The following is a 22224-nucleotide window of genomic DNA, read 5'->3' on the forward strand; positions in this document are numbered from 1 at the left end:
AAATTAAAAGAGTCCCATTACATAGGGATAATAGATGATACAGAGCACAATGCTTACAGGTATCACAGCAAAGCCTACACTTCCGGCAGCAACATCTTTGATAATCCCAATAGTTTTATGATGATCGGGGTGGATGAAGTCACAGAGTTTCTCAACGGCTGTATTGAGACCTTCAACTGATAATACTATAGCAATACACAACAGTTGTACAATCCACTCATTGGTAGTAATGCCGAAACAAAAGCCTAAAATCACCCATACTAAAGAGATGACGATGTGTACCATCACTGGGGGTTCATTCTTTATTAAATAAAACAAACCTTGAAATACATATTGTAAGCTTTTGAGTCTTTTTCTTATAAATTCCATAATTCTTTATGCTGATTTATTTTTTAAATCGCATTCCGATAACGCCAAAGATAGCTTCACGGATAATGCTTTTATTCATTTTTGATTTTCCTTTAGTTCTATCGGTAAAGATGATAGGTACTTCAGTGATTTTAAACTTCTTGAGGTAGGCACGATACTTCATCTCTATTTGAAAAGCATAGCCTACAAATCGGATAGTATTCAGGTCGATGCTCTCTAATACCCTTCGGTGGTAACACACAAAGCCAGCAGTAGGGTCTTTGATTTTCATTCCTGTAATCACCCTCACATAGATAGAAGCCCCATAGGACAACAAGATACGTTGCAAAGGCCAATTCACTACATTCACCCCTTTTACATAACGCGACCCAATCGCAACATCGGCACCTTGCTGACAAGCCTCATAAAGTCGTAAGAGGTCAGTGGGGTTATGAGAAAAATCGGCATCCATCTCAAAAATATATTCATAATCACGTGCTAATGCCCACTGAAAGCCGTGAATATAAGCTGTTCCTAAGCCTTTTTTCTCTGTGCGTACCTCTAAAAAAAGTCGGTTAGGATAAATATTTTGTAATTCACGTACCTTATCGGCAGTACCATCAGGAGAATTGTCGTCTACAATAAGAATATGAAACTCATCACTTTGGGCAAATACTGCCTTTATGATAGCTTCTATATTTTCAATTTCGTTATATGTAGGGATGACTATTATCAAATTACAATAATAATAAACAAGCTGGGCATACACAAAAACTTTGCCAAAGTTGGTCGTAGCACAGTAAGCTATCTCACTTTGGCAAAGTATTTTTTTTCAATTAATAATTAATTACATATCTCCCATTTCTTTAGTAAGTTCAGCATTCATAGCGCGGTATACGCCTGTTTCGAGTTTCTCACGAATCGCTGAGAATGCTTCCAAAGTGCGGTCGATATCTTCTTTACTATGTGAAGCGGTAGGAATAATGCGCAAGAGTATCATTCCTTTTGGAATCACAGGATAAACTACTATTGACAAGAAGATACCATAGTGCTCGCGTAGGTCGTTTACCATGGCCATTGCTTCAGGAATACTACCGTGCAAGAATACAGGCGTTACGCAAGTATTGGTATTACCGATATTGAATCCACGCTCTTTAAGTCCGTTTTGCAAACGATTTACATTATCCCATAACTTTTGTTGTAGTTCTGGCATTGTTTCCATCATTTCCAAACGTTTCAAAGCACCTTTTACATAAATCATCGGAAGTGATTTAGCAAACATTTGAGAGCGAAGATTGTATTTAAGATAATCTACTACTTTGGCATTTCCAGCTACGAAAGCCCCAATACCTGCCATTGATTTGGCAAAAGTAGAGAAATAAACATCAATTTCATCTTGTACGCCTTGATGAACACCAGTTCCTTCTCCACGAGGGCCTAAGGTACCAAAACCGTGCGCATCGTCTACCAAAAGGCGGAAAGGATATTTCTTTTTAAGGGCTACTATTTCTTTAAGTTTGCCTTGTTCGCCACGCATCCCGAAAACACCTTCTGAAATCACCAAGATACCGCCTCCTGTAGTTTCAGCTAATTTGGCAGCACGCTCTAAGTTTTTCTCAAAGCTCTCCATATCGTTGTGTTGATAGGTATAGCGTTTACCAAAGTGCAAGCGTACCCCATCGATGATACAAGCGTGTGCATCAACATCGTATACAATCACATCGTTTTTGGTAACCAAAGCATCGATAATAGACACCATTCCTTGGTAACCGAAGTTGAGCAAATAAGATGCTTCTTTGTGTACAAATTTGGCTAAACGTTTTTCGAGTTCTTCGTGCATAGTAGTATGCCCGCTCATCATACGAGCCCCCATAGGGTAAGCTGCACCATACTCGGCAGCTGCTTCGGCATCTACTTTGCGGACTTCAGGGTGGTTTGCAAGTCCTAAATAGTCGTTGATACTCCAGTTGAGGATTTCTTTTCCTTGAAATTTCATATGAGGGCCTAATTCGCCTTCCAATTTAGGGAATACATAATACCCCTCGGCGTGGTCAGACCAGCGCCCTATACTTCCTTTATTTGCATAAATATGCTCAAATAAATCTTTCATTCTTCTTTTCTATTAATTTTGTTAATTGATAATTGTCAATTATTAATCGATAAATCCTTGCTTTTTCATCCAATCATCGCTGTAGATTTTGTTCATATAGCGCGAACCGTGGTCGGCGAAGAGGACTACTACAATACTATTTTCGTCGAATTTACCTGCCTCAGCATATTGTTTTACCGCTTGTATTGCAGCCCCACTAGTGTAGCCCATAAAAAGTCCTTCAGTACGTGCCAATTCACGAGCGGTGAGTGCCGCATCTTTATCGGTTACTTTGATGAACTCATCAATAACATCAAAATCAGTAGCAGTAGGAATCAAGTTTTTACCTATTCCTTCTATTTTGTATGGATATACTTCAGCAGGGTCAAACTCTCGGGTTTCGTGATATTTTTTGATAGCCGAACCATAGGCATCTACCCCCAGTACTTGCACTCTTGGGTTTTGCTCTTTTAGGTAGTGAGCAATACCTGAAATGGTACCGCCTGTTCCACTACATACCACCACGTGAGTAATCTCGCCTTGTGTTTGTTCCCATATCTCACGTCCTGTCTGGTAATGAGATTCTGGGTTTAGTGGATTGAAATACTGATTGATGTAAATTGAATCGGGGATTTCGTTGTGGATACGTTTTGCCACTTCGTAGTAAGAACGAGGGTCATCAGGAGCGACATTTGCAGGGCATAAATGCACCTCTGCTCCTAAGGCTTGGAGCATTTCTACCTTGTCGTGAGACGATTTATCACTAATAGCGATGATACAGCGGTAGCCTCTTAGGGCACTTATCATCGCTAAACTGTAGCCTGTATTACCCGAACTGGTTTCTACAATGGTATATCCTGGTTTAAGAAGTCCTTTGCGTTCGGCATCTTCAACGATATACTTGGCTACTCTGTCTTTAGCGGAATGACCTGCATTAAAAGCCTCAAGTTTAGCAAAATAACGCCCTTTGAGACCTTTGGTAATTTTGTGCAATTCCAATAGAGGTGTATTGCCAATGAGTTGTAGTAAGCTGCTATGTACGTTCAATGATTCATTTATTTTCATTGGTTATTTTCTTTATTTTTGAGTGGCAAAAGTACGAATAATTTGTCAATTAGCAAATTTGTCAATTAGCAAATTTCGATAAGCCCTTGAAAGTTGAGTTTATAAGGTTCATCTTTATATAGAGGGAGGGTTTCATCTGTTACATTGCTAAGCCCTACACCTGCATAGAAAGTGCGAGCGTTATGTTTTTCGGCGTGTTCGCGCACCACTTTCATAAATACGATATCATACTTGGTAGGGTCGTCGCCATAGGGTACTGCCCGCACAATGATAAAGTATTTTTGGTTGTTTTTATCTACACATACAAATTGAGGGTCGCGCTTGAGTTCACTATTCACTAATAGAAATTCCCATTGTAGTTCCTTTTGTAAGGCTTCACCTACAATGTTCATCGCTAAATTGTGGAGTTCTTGACCTGTAAGGGGCGCCATATTCACTTTTTCTTTATATAAGGTTGATCAAGTTTTATTTTAGGATAATTTAAACGGGTAGCCTTATACCCTTCTGTTGTTTTCTCTAATAGTACCTCATAGTTAGTATACCCTTCTTGAAATTCTCTATAAATTTTAAGAACTATGCCTTTTGAAGTCCTCACTGCATTCATCACCTCATCTAAAAAACCATCATTGTCACATAGTTGAAAAAATTGAAACATTTTTCTATTAATACCAAGTGAATTATTTTCCCCTATTGGTACTAATCCCTTAAAACCTGTATTTGTAATTAATATGGCAGGTTGATAAGGTTCACCGCAAAAAGTTAATCCATCATCATCTGATACAGGTGTACCATAATAGGCAGTTCTAAAAAATTGTATGCGTTCACCGTTGTCAAAGGTTTTATCAATCAGTTTATCAGTTGTTCTAAATACATTTCTTCCATCTACAATGAGAGAATCAGTATTATTCAACACTATTTTTATATAATGAAAGGCTGTACAATGATCTTTTGTGAAATTGTATAGGGTATCCGAAACTCCCACTATTGCTACCCACTTTGTATCAAGATCAGTACGTTTTTCTTTTAGAAAACCTTTATGGTTATAAATAGGAATTGAATCTCCTAACAAAAAAGCTTCTTTTTTATCTGGCAAAAAGATTAAATTCTTATTTTCATCAGGGAGATGCCAATCATAACGACTTACAAATTCGCTATCTTCAGAAGCATCATTTCTCACTGATAAATCTTCCTCAGTACATACAACTACTGTATCTTTTTCTACTGAAGTATCATCTCTATCAATGGAAGTAGTATTATGACAATTGAATAGCCATAACATAGCTAAAAAATAAAGTGCTTTCATAAGTTTACAACTAATAAATTATTGATTATCAATTTAATCAATTTTGTTAAAGTGTAGTAATAACTATTTTGCCAATTGTTCTAAACCATATACGATGAGGTCTTCTACTACTTTTTTAGTATCCTTAGTGAAAGTACCTGTAGGGCGATTGGCAATGATAGCATTGAGCGAAACAGCTTGGTGTCCTAAAAGTTTAGAAAGCCCATAGATGGCAGAGGTTTCCATTTCGAGGTTCGTCATACGATGACCATTGTGATTGAAGCTATGGAGCTTGTCGTTGAGGTCAGGGTCTTGCACTGGCAGGCGCAATACGCGTCCTTGAGGACCGTAGAAGCCTGGAGCAGTACCTGTAATACCTTCAAATACTCTATCTGTGAGGAGGCGTTTTTTGAGTTCTTGTCCGCAAGCGATGATATAAGGGCGACCTTTGAGAGGATTCCAACCTGTATGAGCGATAAAAGCCTCTTCCATAGCGAGTTCACGTACCTTAGGACTATCTTTATATGAATGGAACATATTGTCCATACCCAATCCGTGAGAAGAGAGTACAAAACTATCTACGGGTATATCGGCTTGTAGAGAGCCCGAGGTACCGAAACGCACTATATTGAGCGAGGTGAGCTGTTCTTTGGGCTGGCGCGTATGCAAATCGATGTTGGCAAGGGCATCGAGCTCGTTGATCACAATGTCGATATTATCAGGACCTATACCAGTGGAAATTACAGTAAGGCGTTTACCTTTATAAGTACCTGTATGGGTACAGAATTCACGTTTTTGGGTGCTAAATTCTATATTGTCAAAATAAGCGCTCACACGAGGTACACGATTAGGGTCGCCTACCAAAATAACAGTATCGGCGACTTGTTCAGGTCGCAAATTGATATGGTAAATACTACCATCGGGGTTTAAAATAAGTTCAGATTCTTGAATCATAATTTATAGTTCTATTAATTTTTTAAGATATTGTTCTATCGCTGGGCGACATTCGTTTTCAAATAGTTGTTCTAAAGTATGGATTTGTCCGTGCAATTCAGTAGGCACTTCTTCCAGCACTTTGTTGAGAATGATTAGTATTTCGGACTCGCGTTTGGCGTTGATTTGTGCAAACATTGTAGTCATTTTATGAGCGATTGCCTTAATACCTTTATAGTCTTCGCGATCGGCAAGGAGTTTAAGTGTTTGTATATTTTCGCTGCTTTCTTTTAAGAAATGTTCGTAAATACCTATGATGCCTTCGCGGTCGTCCCCCATAAAGCTTTCTAATATTTCAGGGGTATAGCCTCCTACTATGTTGTTACTCACCATAATAGGTTTATGTTCTACTTCGGTATCGAGTTTAGGGAAGAAGATTTTCAGTTTTTGGTAGAACTGTTCGGGGGTGAATGGTTTTGGCAAAATGCCAGAGAAGCCACTCTTCATATAGAAACTTTCAGGCACATCACGTCGTCCTGTAATTGCTAATACAGGCAACGGATTGTTTTTGTATTGTTCGTTGAAGAGGGTTACAAAATGGAAACCATTCATTTCAGGAAGCTGAATATCAGTTATTACCAAATCGAAATTAAAATCTTCCATTTGTTCAAACGCTTCTTTACCATTGTTGAAAGTAATGGTATTGATGTGTTTTTGTTTTAGCAATTCTTCTATGAGTGAAAGGATAGAGAGGTCGTCATCTATTACTATAATGGTAATTAAATCAGGGGTTTTATCATTGGTAATGATTTGAGGTGCTTTGGTACGTTCTACTACTTTCTCAGCCAAGAAGCGCAAAGTGAAAGTACTACCTTTATTCTCATAGCTTTCCAAATAAATTTTACCGCGCAATAGATGTGCTAATTTTTGAGAGATGTGCAAACCGAGACCTGAACCGCCATAACGTTTAGAAATTTCGTCGTTTGCTTGGGTAAACTCATCAAAAATGTGTTGTTGTTGTTCTTTTTTTATACCGATACCTGTATCGGTAACGGCAATACCTATTTCATATTCATCACCATTGAGCTGACGTGCATCGGCCTGTATGTGCACCGTTCCGCGTTCTGTAAATTTAAAGGCGTTAGAAATAAGGTTGTACAATATCTGTTTGATACGATAAGCATCACTTGAAAAATTGAGATTGTTCACCGTTTCGGAGAAACTGAGAGAGAGGTTGATTTCTTTTGTTTTGTAAGCCGATTTGACATTATTGGCAACCTCATCGATAATTTCGGTAGTATTAAAAGGTACTTTTTCGATTGTAATTTTACCAGCCTCAATACGGGTGTAATCTAAAAGTTCGTCTACTAATTTAGAAATATACTCAGAAGAATACTTGATATGAGAAAGGTAATTTTTACCTTTTTCTGATATATCTTGTTTGCTAAGCAGTTCGGAATAGCCTACAATGGAGCTCAATGGCGTACGCAAGTCGTGGCTCACCATAGAGATAAGCTGTTCACGGTTCTTGAGTAGATTGTTAGATTTCCTATTGGCAGCTTCCAAACGACGACGATAGCGCTGTGAGGTGACAAAATCGTTGATAATCACAATAGATGAAATCACAATAATACCTAAAGCTACTAAGAAGGCAATCATCAGTAGATTTTTGCTATTTTCAAAAATTTGTTTGCGTTCCAAGCTTAATCTTTGAGAATTAGCTAATACTTCTTCTTCAAAATTATGTAGTAAGTCATCTAATTTTCGCGAAATCTGGACATCATTTTGCCAGAGTTTTTGCATTTTTTCATTTATCTGACTTTTAGATTCTTCAGTATCCTCATTTATCTTGTTTAGGAGAGAAAGTGTTTCTAATACGACCTTATCAAACTTAGTATTTTTAAAGGTAGTAGGAATTTTTATATTTTTATACTTTTTTAGGATAGAAGCGATATCGGGAGGAGCTTTTTCAGGAGTTGTTCTTCTTCTATAAGTTTCTTTACTATAAAGTTCATAGCCTAAGTATGGTTCTAAGCTTGAGAGTTTTCGTATAGCGCTACGTATGATAATAGAAGTACTATCGGTTTCTTGAAAGGCTTTTAACTCTTGTATATTTTCACTTTTTAGGTTGAGCAAAGAGCGAATTGTATCAAGTGTGAAGACTTGTTTTTCGGAGCTAATATCACGGCGAAACTTAAGTATTTCGGTTTGCAAATAGACGTTTTTTTCTAAAAAGAGTTGCAAGGCTTCTCTATCGTCAGTACGCATAGCGATACGTCCTGCACTTTCGGTATCGTTTACTAAAGAGAGGATTTTGCTGATTTGTATAATTTTATTTCTATCTTCTTGATTTATCTTTTCTTGATGGGATAGCTTTTGTATTTCTTTGAAGATTACATAGCCCGCTACTACCGATACCAAGAAAAGTAGTACATAACTCGCTATAACTTTGATAGTTATTTTATTTGTTTTCATCTTGAGTATTTAGTGTTGTGAACAGATATAAACTAACGCACAAAAGTACGTTTTTATTTTGGAATAAACAAATTTTAATGTTATTCCTTATAAAAAACTGTTCTAAAAGGTCATCTTTAACCTTTTAGAACAGTTTTTATCATAAGATCTTAGAAGAAGTTTTTTACTTCAATTGAAAAGTAGCTTTTCGTGCTAATTGACGAGCTCTAGGAGAGTTTTTATCAACGCTGTTATCCACTCCTTTACCTTGGGCTGTGATGCGATTAGCATCGATACCTGCTTTTACAAGCAAGTTTTTCACAGCATCGGCGCGTTTTTGAGAAAGGGTAGCGTTGTAGTTAGTACCACCTAATTCATCGGCGTAACCATTTACGGTGATGTGAGCATTAGGATTTTCTTTCATATACTTACCTACGAAATCAATAGACCAAGAAGAAGATACTTGAGGTTCTGATGAATTGAAATCGAAGTAAGCGCTGATATATCCTTTTCTGATAAGATCGGCGGCTACATCACCAGAGGCAACATCGTTATCGCCAGTTGCTGCATTAGCAGCCTTAGCTTGATAGTTGTCGTTTAGGTAACTTTCAATCTCATCGGGAATACGGTTGCCATTAGCATCATTCATTTTGTTTTGTTTGTTAGCTACTTCGCCTTTCAAATCGGCAACGTTGCTTTCTAAAGCAGCGATACGTTGGGTAACATCCTCTTCTTGTTCACGTACATCAGCCCCTGCCCAATCGGCGTGTTTACCTTGTTTACCTATAGCGATATTCAAACCAGCAGTGAGAGTAAAGTGATTTCCTTGGAATCCTTTTTGACCATTAGCTGATTTGGTATCATAAGTAAGTTGCTGTTTAGTATTAATGTACATAGAACCATCTAACAAGAAAGCGATGCGGTTAGAGATTCTCAATTGAGGAGTAAGCCCTACTGTAAGGAAGGCGATTTTATCGGGTTTAGAGATTGCATCACTTTTTAGTTGAGAATATCCTAAACCAGCGTGCAATAGCAATCCTAAATCGCTTGTCCATTCTTCAAAACTCAACACGCGAGCTAAGTTAGCTACTCCTTGTAAGTTTACATTCCAAATATTAGATTCGAAAGCAGGGCTATCATCATCGTTTTTGAATACGTCGTAACCACCAGCCAAGCGAATACCAAATTTGTTGTTTGCCATATAGCGAACCCCTACATTAGCGCTCCAAAAGTTTGGAGTACTTGTGCCATAACCAGCAGTAAAAGGTGTAGTAGCTTTGTTCACACCTCCGTTTACATCTACAGACCATCGGTTATAGTCTACTTGTTGAGCTTGAACACCTAAAAAGGCTAATGAAGCTAAAGCGAGAATATTTTTTTTCATTCTTTTAATAAGTAAATAAAATTATACAATAAAAACTGGGGCAAAGGTATGATTTAAATTTTACTTACTCTTTAAAAAAGAAGAATATTAACAAAACATTAACACTTTAATTAATGTTTATCTTTGTGTTTTAAAAGCATTCTTTCCAATGGAGTGATAGCGCTATCGATTCCTTCTTCGAAAGTTTTAAATTGTTTTTTTACGACGAGGCTTTCACCAGGTATATGCACTTTTACTTCCACTATTTTATTTTCTTTAGTGGTGGTATTATCTAACTTCAAATGTACGTCCGCTTCAATGATACGGTCGTAGAAATTGTCTAACTTATCCAATTTTTTTTGGATGAACTCTACTAATTTGTGGTCGACAGTAAAGTCTACTGGGTGTACGTGTACTTTCATAATGTTTAGAAATTTTAAGGTTTAACAATTCTATTTATTATCATCCTCTTCTCTGCGTTCGGCTCTTGGATGGGCTTTTTTGTACTGTTTTTTAAGTTCTGCTAAACTTGTATTGGTGTATACTTGTGTAGAAGCCAAACTGGAATGCCCCAGTAATTCCTTAACAGTGTTCAAATCGGCACCATTATCCAACAAATGACTTGCGAAAGAGTGGCGCAATACGTGAGGACTTACGTCTTTCTTAGGTGTAACAGCGCTAAAGTATGAATTTATAATTCGATACACAAGGGTAGAATACAGTTTTTTACCATTTTTAACTAAAAATAAATAGTTTTGACTTTTTTCATTTGCTATTTCCTCTCTTAATTTTAAGTATTCTTTAAGCGTTTCTTCTAATTCTGGTATGATGGGAATATATCGTTCTTTATCGCCCTTACCTGATACTTTGAGTTGTTTTTGAGCTAAATCGACATCGGATAAGCGGAGATTTGCCAACTCGGAGCGTCGTACACCTGTGGCGTACAACATTTCGATTACGGCTCTATCTCTGACTTCATCGAAAGAGCTTTTGCTTGAGAAATAAGATAGTACTTTTTCTATTTCGGCTTCAGAAAAGGGTAATTTTTGTCTCTTTTCTGTTTTTAACAAGAAAATTCCCTTTTCAAACGGGCTCACTTCTATTTGTTTTGTTTTTTTTAGAAAGGTGTAATAGGTTTTCAAGGCGGACAATTTCCGGTTGATACTTCTAAAGGACATTTCCTGTTGGGATAATTGGATAATCCATTTTTTGATATCCTCTTGATCTGCTCTTTCTAAAGGGCATTCCTCTTCCTTATCTTCATATTCACTTTTGATGAATTTCTCAAAAGCTCTTAAATCGTGCTTATAAGCTTCCACCGTATGAATAGAATATTTCATTTCTATTGAAAGATAAATGATAAAGGCATTGATTGACATAGCTTCATTTTTTGTTGATTAAATAAAAAGATATAATCTAAAAACAGAGTGATACTCTTTTTATCATATAGCAAAATAACTAATTATTCTTGAAACTAAATGTTAAATAAGTGTTAAATTTTCAGATTTAAAGTTAAATATTTTATTTAACCTTATAAATGAGATAGTTATATTGCTTTTTTCCATCCTCAATCTCGCAGAATCCTCCTCCTTTCTCTATTTACTTAATTTCAGTGAAGATGTTCGTTTTCGTGAGCAAATGTACAAATAATATTTTGAATCACAAAATAAATTTAACTAAAATATCAATTAATTTTTTCTAACGAGTATTTTCTTATTTATTTAAAAGTTTTTCTTTTTCCTTACGGATTTGTATTAAGCGATAGTTTTCAGTAGCTACTGGATAGGCTGATAATTTGTGCTTTTCTAAGAAACTTTTGAGCTCATTTACTATGCTCTGTGCTGAATAAGCATCGCGTATTTTATGTATCACCCACCAAGTTTCATCAGCTTTGTAGACATCGGTGGAGAGAGTGAGCACTTCGGATATAGATTTGAGTTTTTCGATAAGAGTTTCTCTTAATTTTTCGCGCATTTCGGGGGTTGTACCTGTAATCACTACCTTCCATAACGTAGCTTTATCATCGGGGACATATTCCTCATTAGCGACATCTTTCAGTTCTTCTAACAAGTTTTTTGCTTCTTCACTTTCGGCAGTAGCTGGATAGTTAGTTGCTATTTGTTGCAACTGAGCCTGATAAGGAGCTAATCCTTCTAAGCGAGCTGTAGTTTTAGCCTGCAAAAGAGCTATTGCAGGAGCTGCTGCCGTTTCACGATACTGCAATCCTTCTTCTTGCAATCGGCGAGCGGTTTCTACAAATTCACCTCTATTATACTGAGCTGTGAGACTATCAACAAATACTTGAGCAATTTTATTGCGTTCGTGCTGGGTAGTTTCTCCTCCTTGCAAAAGTTTTGCATAATCGGTATTAGGATAATTCGCTAACAGACGACTTTTTGTAGCTTCAGCTTTAGAATTGTGAGTATCAGTATAGTTCTTTTGCAATTCGTAGAGGGCAGCAGCTTCAATTTCGGGGGTAGGGTTACTAGCAAGCACACGCTCCAAACGCTGAATAGCCAATTCATTTTCGTTGAATTTAGCACGATAGAGGACACCTAATTGGTAGAGTGCCTCGTTGCGATTGGTCGTCAATTGGTTGATTTCAGTTTCTGTTTTAGGGAGTTTAGCCAGATAGCTATCAGGGGTTTCGACTTGCTTTTCTACAGTTTTTGTTGCAGTTGTTGTGGCTGTAACATTGGCTACTACCCCACTCCCCACTGATGACCAGCGCCAATTGTCTTCTAACTTTCTATCGCCCCAATACTGTTCAAATTGCTGTTTGCCATACGCCACACTCATAGGGTTATAAAAATAGAATTTACCTCCTTTTTCTGGAGCAACATCAGGAGTAGAAAATCCCATACCCGTATTTTTCACTTTGCTTGTTTGCTCTTTTTGAGTGCGCAATGCTGCTATTTGTTGCATAGAGTCGATATGCTTTTGGTAATAAGCACGACGTTCGGTTTCGGGCATACGGACTACTTTTAGCACACTGTCGTTCTTTCTTACAATGTACTCTAATTCGGCTATTTTAGCTAAATTATCTCTTTTTCGGCGTACATATAAGTGTTCAAAAGTGTTTTCGGGGGTATAAGTAAGGGTGCTATCCAAATGTTGATAAGCACCTATATAGTCTTTTTGGTCAAAAAACAGTTCGGAAAGACGTGTATGAGCTTTTGCTTTTAGCAGATTATTGTCTTTATTATTATGCAAAGACTGACGGTAGTAATCGGTAGCGACTTTTTTCTGGTCGTTTTTTAACAATTCGGCGTGGGTATAGTAAAGTACATCGAGGTAGTTTTTGTGTTCATAACGATTTTCGAGTTTACGCAAATAGGCTAAAAACTCTGTTTTTTCTTCGGGAGTGAAAGTTTTGTTACGCGCTTTACCCGCTTGAGCTTCTACCCATAATTTACGCGGAATTTTCCAATTCTGTTTTACAACTTTCTCAAAAGCTACCTCAGCTGAATCTTTTTGATGCTGTTTTTCATAGAGTTGTGCAGCGATGAAATAGTAGCGACCGCGCAATGCTTTATTTCGTGTGTATTTACCTGCATTATAGAGAGCATCGGCAGCTTGGGGGTATTGTTCTTGATTGATATAAGCTTGTCCTAAAGTAGCATAAGCCTCTGCCCTATCATTGCGACGCAATTTAGGATTTTCTTTTAGAAACTCGGTAAGTTTTTCAATCGCTATTTTGTCTTTACCGAGACGAAGATTGGTTTTTTGTGCCCATACAGCAGCTTCGGGGATACGTTCACTCATACCATAATTGGTAAGCAGGTGATTGAAAGCCTCTAAAGCAGGGAAGAAACGCTCGTCGTAATAACGCGCTTTTCCCAAAAGCATATAAGCATCGTCTATCTTATAGTTGCGTTGCACTCCTTTGAAGACCATAGAGTGACGCTGGATAGTTTTGATTGCTTTATCTTCAGCACGCTCGAAATTAGGATTTCCCATACCATCTAACTGTACCTTACCACTGAGCCCAATGGGTTCTACTGGCAAGACTTCACTAAAGTTATCTTGGTATTTTTCGCGTAGTTCGTTAAGCCCTTTAGCATACGCCTCTTCACCATTGAAAAGCACATTGTACTTAGTAACAATAGGTTGCATTTGGCGGTTGTAGTAGGTGTTAGCATTAGGGGTACAAGCTATTACAAGCCCTATAAAAACCCCTACAAAGGTGCTATATAATAAGATTTTTTTCATTATATTTAGTGCTGTAAGAATGGGCGAAGATACTACTTTTTTTGTAAAGTATGAAATCTTTAACACTAATTTATATTTTTGTAGTAGGCACTTCGCCTATTACAAAAGTATGCTTCCCTTTGTCGGCTATCTTAGTGATAGTCTCTAAATATTGGAAAAACTTAATATTCTCATCGCCTTTCATTAGTTCTGAAGCGTTCTTAAGGGCTCTGGCAGTAGCTACTGCTGTGCGTGCATTTTCGAGTTCGGAGGTAGCACGTATTTTGCTTTCTAATACTCGCGAGAAGAGGTCTTGTACACTTTTAGGGAAAGTAATATCTATCAGCTGTGCTTTTATTATTTTAAGCCCAAAAGTAGCTACTTCGTTACAGAATTCTTCCTCTTTAAAGTCAGTGATGTCATTGCGGCATTCATTTAGTTTTTCACTATCAAAAGCTGCAATTTTCTGACGTAGTAACACCTGTGCAGCCGCTACTATTTGCTGTTCAGCAACCGCAAAATTATCGGTCTCTATCCCAAAATTATCTACAAATAGCTTAGTATTATCGAGTTTGTAAGCTAAATAAAAAGAAAAACGCAATGCGATATTATCAGCGGTCAGTACCTCCTGATTTACCACCCTTACACTTCTTAATTTTTGCGATAGTGATATGATATGCACTTTCTCCCACGGACTAAATTTATAAATACCCGCAGATAGTTCTTGCTGAAAAACATTCTTTTTGAATAGGAGTCCCACAGAGTTAGGAGCTACCTCTAATTCTTTGTAAAACATATAAATACGATTAACAAGTTAATAAAATAAGAAAGAGAAGACCTCTAAACAGAGGGAAAACCAATTAAGTCTCTTAGAAAGCAACAGACGGTATCCTCGGTTTTGCAAACTTTGTTTAGAGTGAGCCGCAGCTCTGTCTTGTCTTTCTTCCCAATAATAATGAATTAAATGGAGTCATTCCCCTTTAGTTGTTCCGCAATACCTTATTTTATGAGGGGAAGACGGTTTATATAAATAAGTGGCGGTTTGTTGTTTCTAAATTTCCTCCCATAGGATAAAGAAATTCATATACAGTTCTTTAGCAGAAAGGTTAGGATACAGATAACTAATGAGTTTTTTAGTAAGTTTCCCTTTACTCGTTCCTGCAAAAATAAGTTCTTCCTCTTTGTAGATTGTCAGCTGCTTGGTTGCTGTTGAAAAATGCAAGGTAAGCACTTCATTGCCATTTGCATAGAAAAGGAAACTACTTACGACATCAATCACCCAAGGATATTCTTCTTTATAAACTGTTTTATCTTGCAATATTTTAAGCAATCGCTTTCCTTTGGATAGAGGAAGCCTCTTTCTTTTCTCAGTAATACGTTCTTCTTCAGGAGCACCAGGCCACGAAGTTTCTTTTGTCCAGCCCGTACGATGTATAACTGCGACACTATCTATTTTACCCTGATAGAGTTTGCTAAAATCCATTGCTTTAGGATATTGTGCGAATGCGAGACAAGGGAGGAGTAGACAAAATAAACTAAAAGTAGCTTTTTTACGACTATGAAACATAACTATTAATATAATATTTCATCAGCAAAAAAAGAAAATTCTTCTGAGCCAAATTCTGTTAAGACTTGAAAGTTAATTAATAAATGTTGATCAAAAAAACTCTTTTTTACTTTTAATATTCCTATATCTCTCTTTACAGAAGGTAATATAGGATTATAACTTATTACTATTCCATTAATAATATTACTATTTTCAAAATATACTTGAATAATATTATTATTAATTTTTTGAATTTGAGTGGAATAGTGTATACATTGTCTTAGCTTATTATCCATACTTACAAAACACTGTAATTTCTCAATACTTCCTCTTTCTCTTATATTAGATATATTTATATGAATATCATAAAAACGCCCAGAGAGTATGCTATTTAATGAAATATCTTCTTTTAAAACACTAAGCTCAATTTCAATATTTCTCTCCTTATTTTTATTTTCCACATATTCTGGTTTTTTACCAAGGAGAGGTTTTTTACTTTTAGGCTCTTTATAAATACCTCTTAATAATTCTTCTAACCTATCTTCAAAACTATTATTATCCCTCATATCAATATAGGTTCTACCAATCAAAAAATATGGTATAGCATTATTATCATTCCCTTCTCTTAATAAAGGTATAAACTTAGTTGTAATAATATTTTTAATTGTTTCTGCAGCCATTATAGAAGATTCATATGCTACGCCCCCCTTAGGATCTTCCGCATTAGATTTAGTTTTATAATTTGGGGTCATTATACAAATAACTCTATCAGAAATTTCTATTGATTTTCCCATAAAATTAGGAATAGGTTTCCCTAATTCTAATTCCCATTGATCTAAGATTGCATCAATCCCATTCTCTCGTAATTTTGTAGCTAAATTCAAAACCCAATTTTTATGAGCTTCACTATCCCAAGAATATGAAATGAAAACTTTAGGTGCATCTTCGTTGTTAGAAGATGACTTTTCATTACTTATCTCTTTAAAAGCCTTTTCTTCTGTTTTTTTAGGAGGAGTATTCCCAACTAAATCATCTAAAAAAGGAGAGGTATTCGATGAAATATTAATATTTGTATCTTGGTCATTTTTATCTAGTATCCTATCTTCTATAAAAATCTGAATGTTTATATACAATTGATAACGAGTATCGTCATCCAAGAGATTTATCAAATCTTTATAATAATCAACCCTACTTGTGGAGAAAGGAGCTTTTTCTTTCCTATCTTCCATATATTGATTATATGAAGGAGGTATATTATCATATAAATCTAATATAAAACTATAGAATTTAGGACCTGAAATATAAAATATAGCTTTTCCTTCTTCCCCTATTGCTTTCCACAATTTATGGTAAGCTCTATCCCAATTAGTTTCCTCTTTTTCAGGAATAATCCAAGGTATATTTTGCATTAATGATATTTTTTCATCATCATAAATGTATTGATATCCTTTTTCTGTTAATCGTAATATCCCCCCTAAATCTTTCTCATAATCATAATATCTTGTATATTGTAATCCATTAAGAACCTTATAGAATAAATCTTTTTCTATAGGATTGAGATTCATTATAAACTTATCATATTCTATACTTTTCAGAGGGATAATCTGACCTGTTTCACATTTTTGCTCTCTAAACTTGTCAAATATAAGTTCTGCTAATTCTCTTTCTGTTTTCATATCTGTCTATTTTTTTCTGCAAATATACAACTAAAAACCAAAAAGGCAAGCTCTTGCCTGCCCTTTTAGTTCTTTATTTTGAAAGATACATCTTCCTCCTCGTATAAATCTCGTAGAAAGCATCATCTTTAAGGCTATCTATAAACAAAATGCTTTCGCCGGTAGATTTCATTTCAGGTCCTAGCTTCTTATCTACGTTCGGAAATTTGTTGAACGAGAATACGGGTTGCTTGATAGCAAAGCCCTCTAAGTGCGGATTGAAATGGAAGTCAGTGAGTTTCTTCTCACCAAGCATTACCTTGGTAGCATAGTTCACATACGGCTCTTGGTAGGCTTTAGAGATAAACGGCACTGTACGCGAAGCACGTGGGTTCGCCTCAATGATATACACTACATCGTCTTTTACGGCAAACTGTACATTGATAAGCCCTACCGTATTGAGTGCCAAGGCTATTTTATGAGTGTGGTCTTTTATTTGTTGCAACACAAACTCACCCAAGTTGAACGGTGGCAAGGTAGCATTACTATCGCCTGAGTGGATACCACAAGGCTCTATATGCTCCATAATACCAATGATATACACATTCTCGCCATCGCATATCGCATCGGCTTCTGCTTCTATGGCGCCATCGAGATAGTGGTCGAGTAGAAGTTTGTTATTAGGTATCTTGCGCAAGAGGTCTACCACGTGGGCTTCCAACTCTTCTTTGTTGATCACAATCTTCATTCCTTGCCCTCCTAATACATACGAAGGACGTACCAATAGTGGAAAATCCAATTCATCAGAGAGTTTGAGCGCCTCATCTGCGGTTTCGGCTACTCCAAAGCGTGGATAAGGAATATTATTCTCTTTCAGTAGAGTTGAAAAACTACCTCTATCTTCTGCCAAGTCGAGCGACTGGAAGCTAGTACCTATAATTTTGATACCATATTTATCTAATTTCTCTGCCAACTTCAAAGCTGTTTGTCCGCCAAGCTGTACAATTACACCTTCTGGCTTTTCGTGTTGAATGATATCATAGATATATTCCCAGAACACGGGCTCAAAATAGAGTTTGTTAGCCGTATCAAAGTCGGTGGAAACGGTCTCAGGGTTGCAGTTAATCATTATGGTTTCATAACCACACTCTTCAGCAGCTAATACCCCGTGCACACAGCAGTAGTCGAACTCAATACCTTGCCCTATGCGATTAGGTCCTGAACCGAGAACTACCACCTTTTTGCGGTCAGTTACTATACTGTCGTTAGCTACGTATTCCTTGCCGTCAGCCGTGCGGATAGGTGCCTCGAAAGTAGAGTAGTAGTAAGGGGTTTGCGCCTTAAACTCGGCAGCACAAGTATCTACTAATTTAAACACACGACGTATGTTGAGCTCTTCGCGTTTCTTGTGTACTTCGCTCTCCCAACAGCCCACCATATAAGCAATTTGTCGGTCAGCAAAACCTTTTTGTTTAGCTTCAAAAAGGAGTTCTTTAGGTATAGTGTCTATTTTGTAGTGCGATATTTCTTTTTCGAGCGCACATAACTCTTCGTATTGTTTGAGGAACCACATATCTATCTTGGTGATTTCGTGGATACGGCTCAGTGGAATACCCATCTGTACCGCATCGTAGAGCACGAATACTCTATCCCAGCTAGGGTAAGTAAGTTTCTCGATAATCTGTTCGTAATTTTTATAGCCTTTGCCATCAGCTCCTAAACCATTGCGCTTGATTTCGAGCGATTGGGTTGCTTTCTGCAATGCCTCTTGAAAAGAACGCCCTATACCCATTACCTCACCTACCGACTTCATTTGCAAGCCAATAGTGCGGTCAGAGCCTTCAAACTTGTCAAAGTTCCAACGCGGTATTTTCACAATCACATAATCTAACGTAGGCTCAAAGAAAGCAGAGGTAGATTTGGTGATTTGGTTTTGCAGTTCGTCTAAATGGTAGCCAATAGCGAGTTTAGTGGCAATCTTAGCAATAGGATAGCCCGTAGCCTTAGAAGCTAAAGCTGAAGAACGCGATACACGTGGGTTAATTTCAATAGCGATAATATCTTCTTTTTCATCAGGCGATACCGCAAACTGCACATTGCAACCGCCGGCAAAATCGCCTATACTGCGCATCATCTTAATAGCCATATCGCGCATACGTTGGAAAGTGCGGTCAGATAGAGTCATCGCAGGGGCTACCGTAATAGAATCCCCTGTGTGGATACCCATAGGATCCATATTTTCGATGGTACAGATAATGGCCACATTGTCGTTTTTGTCGCGCAAAAGCTCAAGTTCGTATTCCTTCCAGCCTAAAAGCGCCTTATCAATAAGCACCTCGTGGATAGGCGAGGCTTCCAAACCGCGATTAAGGAGCATATCAAAATCTTCTTTTTTATAGACGATAGATGCCCCTGTACCGCCCAAAGTAAAGGACGGACGTATTACAAGTGGAAAACCAAAGCGTTGCGCGATTTCTTTTCCTTTAAGGAAAGAAGTAGCCGTTTCAGACGGTGCCATAGGGATACCAATTTCATCGAGCAACACGCGGAACTTTTCGCGGTCTTCAGTGATTTGTATGGCATCAATATCTACCCCTATGATTTCTACCCCAAAGTCTTTCCAGATGCCTTTTTCGTCAGCCTCAATACAGAGGTTAAGCGCTGTTTGTCCGCCCATAGTAGGGAGTACAGCATCTATTTCGGGGTGTGCTTTTAGAATTTCCACTAATGATTTAGTGGTGAGAGGTTTCAGATAGACCACATCCGCCATAGAGGGGTCTGTCATAATAGTAGCAGGGTTAGAGTTAATAAGTATGGTTTTGATACCATCTTCGCGCAAAGAGCGCAATGATTGCGAGCCTGAGTAGTCGAACTCGCAGGCTTGTCCGATGATAATAGGTCCTGATCCTATGAGCAGAACACAATGTAGGTCGTTTCTTCTTGGCATTTTATATAGATATTGCTGTGTTTTTATATTTTCCAAATTTGCTTAGCTTTTTCATATAAGAATAAAGCTCTTTCTTCTATTGTTTTTTCATCCCATTCAGGATATTTTAAGAATTGACTAATAGTCTTAAGTCCTCCTGAATATTCTATCAATCCTCCCTTTTTATTTTTCCCTTTTAGTTTATCTTCCCATTTACTATCTCTTATAGATGAATTTAAAGATTGAGTTATAATCGTTAGGTTACCTAATGTTAATAATTTACGATCTCTATTTATCTCACTTTCTTTAGAAGATAGTTTATCCCAATTATTTCTCCATTTCTTAGGCATTAAATGTTCTAAGCTATACTTGTTTATACCTAAAAGAGCTGTAGAATCTTTTTCATTTCTAATTTTAGATTCTATAAGATAGAGTATACCTGCTGATTGTTTGTTAATCAATATAGATGTGTTAAAGCCTTTTTCAAGTTCATCATCAGTAGGAAGAAAGTTTACTTTATCATCTCTTTTTTCTATATAATCTAAAAACTCTTGTTTAGATAAAACTCTATTATTTATCAACTTATCAGTAAATAACTGATTGTAGTTTTTAGTGTTAGAATGAGTAATCATTCTTCTCATTATGTAGGTCTCAATAATACCAAATAACTCATTCTTAGTTGTCTCATCCGAAATGTTTCTAAGAATATAAAGAGTATAAGGTATTAATGTAGTGGTGTCTAATCCAAAAATAATAGTATTGATGCGGTCTATTCCAAAATCTTGAGTAAGCTCTTCTTCTAATATTTCGTAGTTGAAGTTTTTCTTAAATAGCAAAGCATATTCTTTTATCTCTGATAAAATAGCCTCTTTGTCGTCATTAAGATAGCTCCTTATAAAGTTTTTATAAGATTCAAAAAGATGCTCTACTTTTGCATATGCATCCTTATCTTCTGCTTTTACTTTAAAATCAGTCTCTTGAATTTTTATTTGTAGATAGGCAAAGAAAAATAGGTCAATAAATGTTCTTCTCAAACGACCTGCTATTATTTCTCTATCCCAATAATTTTTAGTTTCCTCGTCTTTCTCAAAAACTTCTTTCCAATATTCATTATATTTTTCAATATCATCTCTATTGAAAAAATAATTTTTAAGAAGTTCAGCAGTAGTAAGTTTAACTCCTAACGAATTAATTGTGTCAAAGATTTGTTGTTCATCTTCTTCTTGGCTTAGGTCTATCCCTACAAACAATACATTTGAAAGAATACTATCCAAGTTAAGTTCATCTGGAACTAAGTTATCTTTAAAGTAATTATAAGCTTGAGTAATGTTACTTTCACCTTTTAAATCTTTTAACTCTGTTAGTGCTAATATTTCATTGAAAGCCTGAATGTCATTATGGTTATGTAACAAGGCATTGCTATTATCTCTCAATTTAAAACTTCTATCGAATGTAAAGTTTTCATTCGTTTTTAAACACAATACTTTAAAAAAAATATTGAGAGTAGTAAGTCTTTGTTGCCCATCAATCACTGTTCTTTTATCTCCGATTCTTGATCCAGTAGTAGTTTCTTGCTGTTTCAATATTACAGAACCTAGAAAATAAGGTTTGTTAGAGGAAGATATAGCTTTCATATCTTCTAATAATCGCTCCCACTGAGGTATTCCCCATACATAGGATCTTTGAAAAAAAGGGATTTCTAAAACACGATTTCCATTAAAAATGTCATTAATAGTTCTTTTTCCAGCATCCATAGTAATTAAATATTTTATTTTTGAATTAGTTTTTGGAATTGCATTGCCTCTTTCACAGGTAGGCTCATTTTAAAGAAATAAATAAAATAGAAAACATATAAACTAAATTCTACTATTATTCTTATGTCTAAAAAATTTAAGCAAAATAATAAGATAAGAGGAATCATACAAAAGACAATACCTACAAGACTTAAATAATATAAGAATATTCCTAAGTATTTTTGTATAGGAGGAATTCTTATTTCTGCTTTTTTACCTGAACAATCGATAAATTCATAGAAAGATTTCATTTTTCTCCAAGTTATTTTACTTACCTTAGATAAGTCTCTATATAAGGAATTAAGTTTTTTTATCACTTGCTGATTAGCAATTATTCCAGTATCTCTTTTAAATTCCATCTCTACTATATTTTCTCTATAGTGATTAAGTAAAGTTTGAGGTAAGGTGTTTTCTCTCAAATCTTTTTTTCTTTGGACAATTTTATCATTTTCTATTCTACAATAATTCATAAAGAGATTAGCAAGGGTCTTAATTATGTTCATTTTTCCCATTTTATTAATTATATAAGTTAATGATTTTTTCAAAAGTAGATTTAATTTTTATAGATATCAATTAATA

The 22224-nt window shown here is 36.2% G+C and carries 18 protein-coding genes; all 18 read right to left on the minus strand.

Annotated elements, in window-relative coordinates; translation table 11 throughout:
* Nucleotides 1–3: 3 nt before the first annotated feature.
* The 18 genes from CBG49_RS11500 to CBG49_RS11585 all read right to left on the minus strand — a co-directional run bounded on the left by CBG49_RS11500 (nucleotide 4) and on the right by CBG49_RS11585 (nucleotide 22190).
* On the minus strand, nucleotides 4–369 hold the full coding sequence (locus CBG49_RS11500) for a diacylglycerol kinase family protein (protein ID WP_009412330.1): 366 nt from the start codon (nucleotides 367–369) through the stop codon (nucleotides 4–6).
* A gap of 16 nt (nucleotides 370–385) precedes the next feature.
* A complete protein-coding gene (locus tag CBG49_RS11505; protein ID WP_088594582.1) occupies nucleotides 386–1084 on the minus strand; it encodes a polyprenol monophosphomannose synthase in 699 nt (232 codons plus the stop codon).
* A gap of 111 nt (nucleotides 1085–1195) precedes the next feature.
* Nucleotides 1196–2458 carry an aminotransferase class I/II-fold pyridoxal phosphate-dependent enzyme gene (locus CBG49_RS11510; RefSeq protein WP_009411789.1) on the minus strand — a complete coding sequence of 421 codons (1263 nt, stop codon included), beginning with the start codon at nucleotides 2456–2458 and terminating at the stop codon, nucleotides 1196–1198.
* Nucleotides 2459–2500: 42 nt separating this feature from the next.
* Nucleotides 2501–3502 carry a PLP-dependent cysteine synthase family protein gene (locus CBG49_RS11515; protein ID WP_088594583.1) on the minus strand — a complete coding sequence of 334 codons (1002 nt, stop codon included), beginning with the start codon at nucleotides 3500–3502 and terminating at the stop codon, nucleotides 2501–2503.
* Nucleotides 3503–3567: 65 nt separating this feature from the next.
* Entirely contained in the window at nucleotides 3568–3933 is a 366-nt protein-coding gene (locus CBG49_RS11520; RefSeq protein WP_088594584.1) for a Na(+)-translocating NADH-quinone reductase subunit F, read from the minus strand.
* A 2-nt stretch (nucleotides 3934–3935) separates the two neighbouring features.
* Complete coding sequence (locus tag CBG49_RS11525; protein WP_088594585.1) at nucleotides 3936–4805, minus strand: hypothetical protein; 870 nt, start codon at nucleotides 4803–4805, stop codon at nucleotides 3936–3938.
* A 63-nt stretch (nucleotides 4806–4868) separates the two neighbouring features.
* Entirely contained in the window at nucleotides 4869–5738 is an 870-nt protein-coding gene (locus CBG49_RS11530; RefSeq protein WP_088594586.1) for a nucleoside phosphorylase, read from the minus strand.
* 3 nt (nucleotides 5739–5741) lie between these two features.
* Nucleotides 5742–8192 (minus strand): ATP-binding response regulator, encoded by a 2451-nt coding sequence (locus CBG49_RS11535; RefSeq protein ID WP_088594587.1) that lies wholly within the window; start codon nucleotides 8190–8192, stop codon nucleotides 5742–5744.
* A gap of 163 nt (nucleotides 8193–8355) precedes the next feature.
* The gene (locus CBG49_RS11540; RefSeq protein WP_088594588.1) at nucleotides 8356–9555 is read right to left on the minus strand and encodes an OmpA family protein; all 1200 of its coding nucleotides are present in this window, start codon (nucleotides 9553–9555) and stop codon (nucleotides 8356–8358) included.
* A gap of 110 nt (nucleotides 9556–9665) precedes the next feature.
* Complete coding sequence (hpf, locus tag CBG49_RS11545) at nucleotides 9666–9956, minus strand: ribosome hibernation-promoting factor, HPF/YfiA family (protein WP_002682031.1); 291 nt, start codon at nucleotides 9954–9956, stop codon at nucleotides 9666–9668.
* A gap of 30 nt (nucleotides 9957–9986) precedes the next feature.
* Nucleotides 9987–10913, minus strand: a complete 927-nt coding sequence (locus CBG49_RS11550) for a tyrosine-type recombinase/integrase (RefSeq protein ID WP_088594589.1) — start codon at nucleotides 10911–10913, stop codon at nucleotides 9987–9989.
* A 334-nt stretch (nucleotides 10914–11247) separates the two neighbouring features.
* Nucleotides 11248–13746, minus strand: a complete 2499-nt coding sequence (gene porW / locus CBG49_RS11555; protein ID WP_088594590.1) for a type IX secretion system periplasmic lipoprotein PorW/SprE — start codon at nucleotides 13744–13746, stop codon at nucleotides 11248–11250.
* 70 nt (nucleotides 13747–13816) lie between these two features.
* The gene (locus tag CBG49_RS11560; protein WP_088594591.1) at nucleotides 13817–14521 is read right to left on the minus strand and encodes a slipin family protein; all 705 of its coding nucleotides are present in this window, start codon (nucleotides 14519–14521) and stop codon (nucleotides 13817–13819) included.
* 255 nt (nucleotides 14522–14776) lie between these two features.
* Nucleotides 14777–15292 (minus strand): hypothetical protein, encoded by a 516-nt coding sequence (locus tag CBG49_RS11565; protein ID WP_088594592.1) that lies wholly within the window; start codon nucleotides 15290–15292, stop codon nucleotides 14777–14779.
* 5 nt (nucleotides 15293–15297) lie between these two features.
* Entirely contained in the window at nucleotides 15298–16947 is a 1650-nt protein-coding gene (locus CBG49_RS11570) for a toll/interleukin-1 receptor domain-containing protein (RefSeq protein WP_088594593.1), read from the minus strand.
* 73 nt (nucleotides 16948–17020) lie between these two features.
* On the minus strand, nucleotides 17021–19873 hold the full coding sequence (carB, locus tag CBG49_RS11575; RefSeq protein WP_088594594.1) for a carbamoyl-phosphate synthase large subunit: 2853 nt from the start codon (nucleotides 19871–19873) through the stop codon (nucleotides 17021–17023).
* Nucleotides 19874–19896: 23 nt separating this feature from the next.
* The gene (locus CBG49_RS11580; RefSeq protein WP_088594595.1) at nucleotides 19897–21606 is read right to left on the minus strand and encodes a DUF262 domain-containing protein; all 1710 of its coding nucleotides are present in this window, start codon (nucleotides 21604–21606) and stop codon (nucleotides 19897–19899) included.
* Between the two features lie 14 nt (nucleotides 21607–21620).
* On the minus strand, nucleotides 21621–22190 hold the full coding sequence (locus tag CBG49_RS11585; protein ID WP_157668398.1) for a hypothetical protein: 570 nt from the start codon (nucleotides 22188–22190) through the stop codon (nucleotides 21621–21623).
* Nucleotides 22191–22224 lie beyond the last annotated feature (34 nt).

It is taken from the genome of Capnocytophaga endodontalis (assembly GCF_002209445.1).
GTDB classification, from domain to species: Bacteria; Bacteroidota; Bacteroidia; order Flavobacteriales; family Flavobacteriaceae; genus Capnocytophaga; species Capnocytophaga periodontitidis.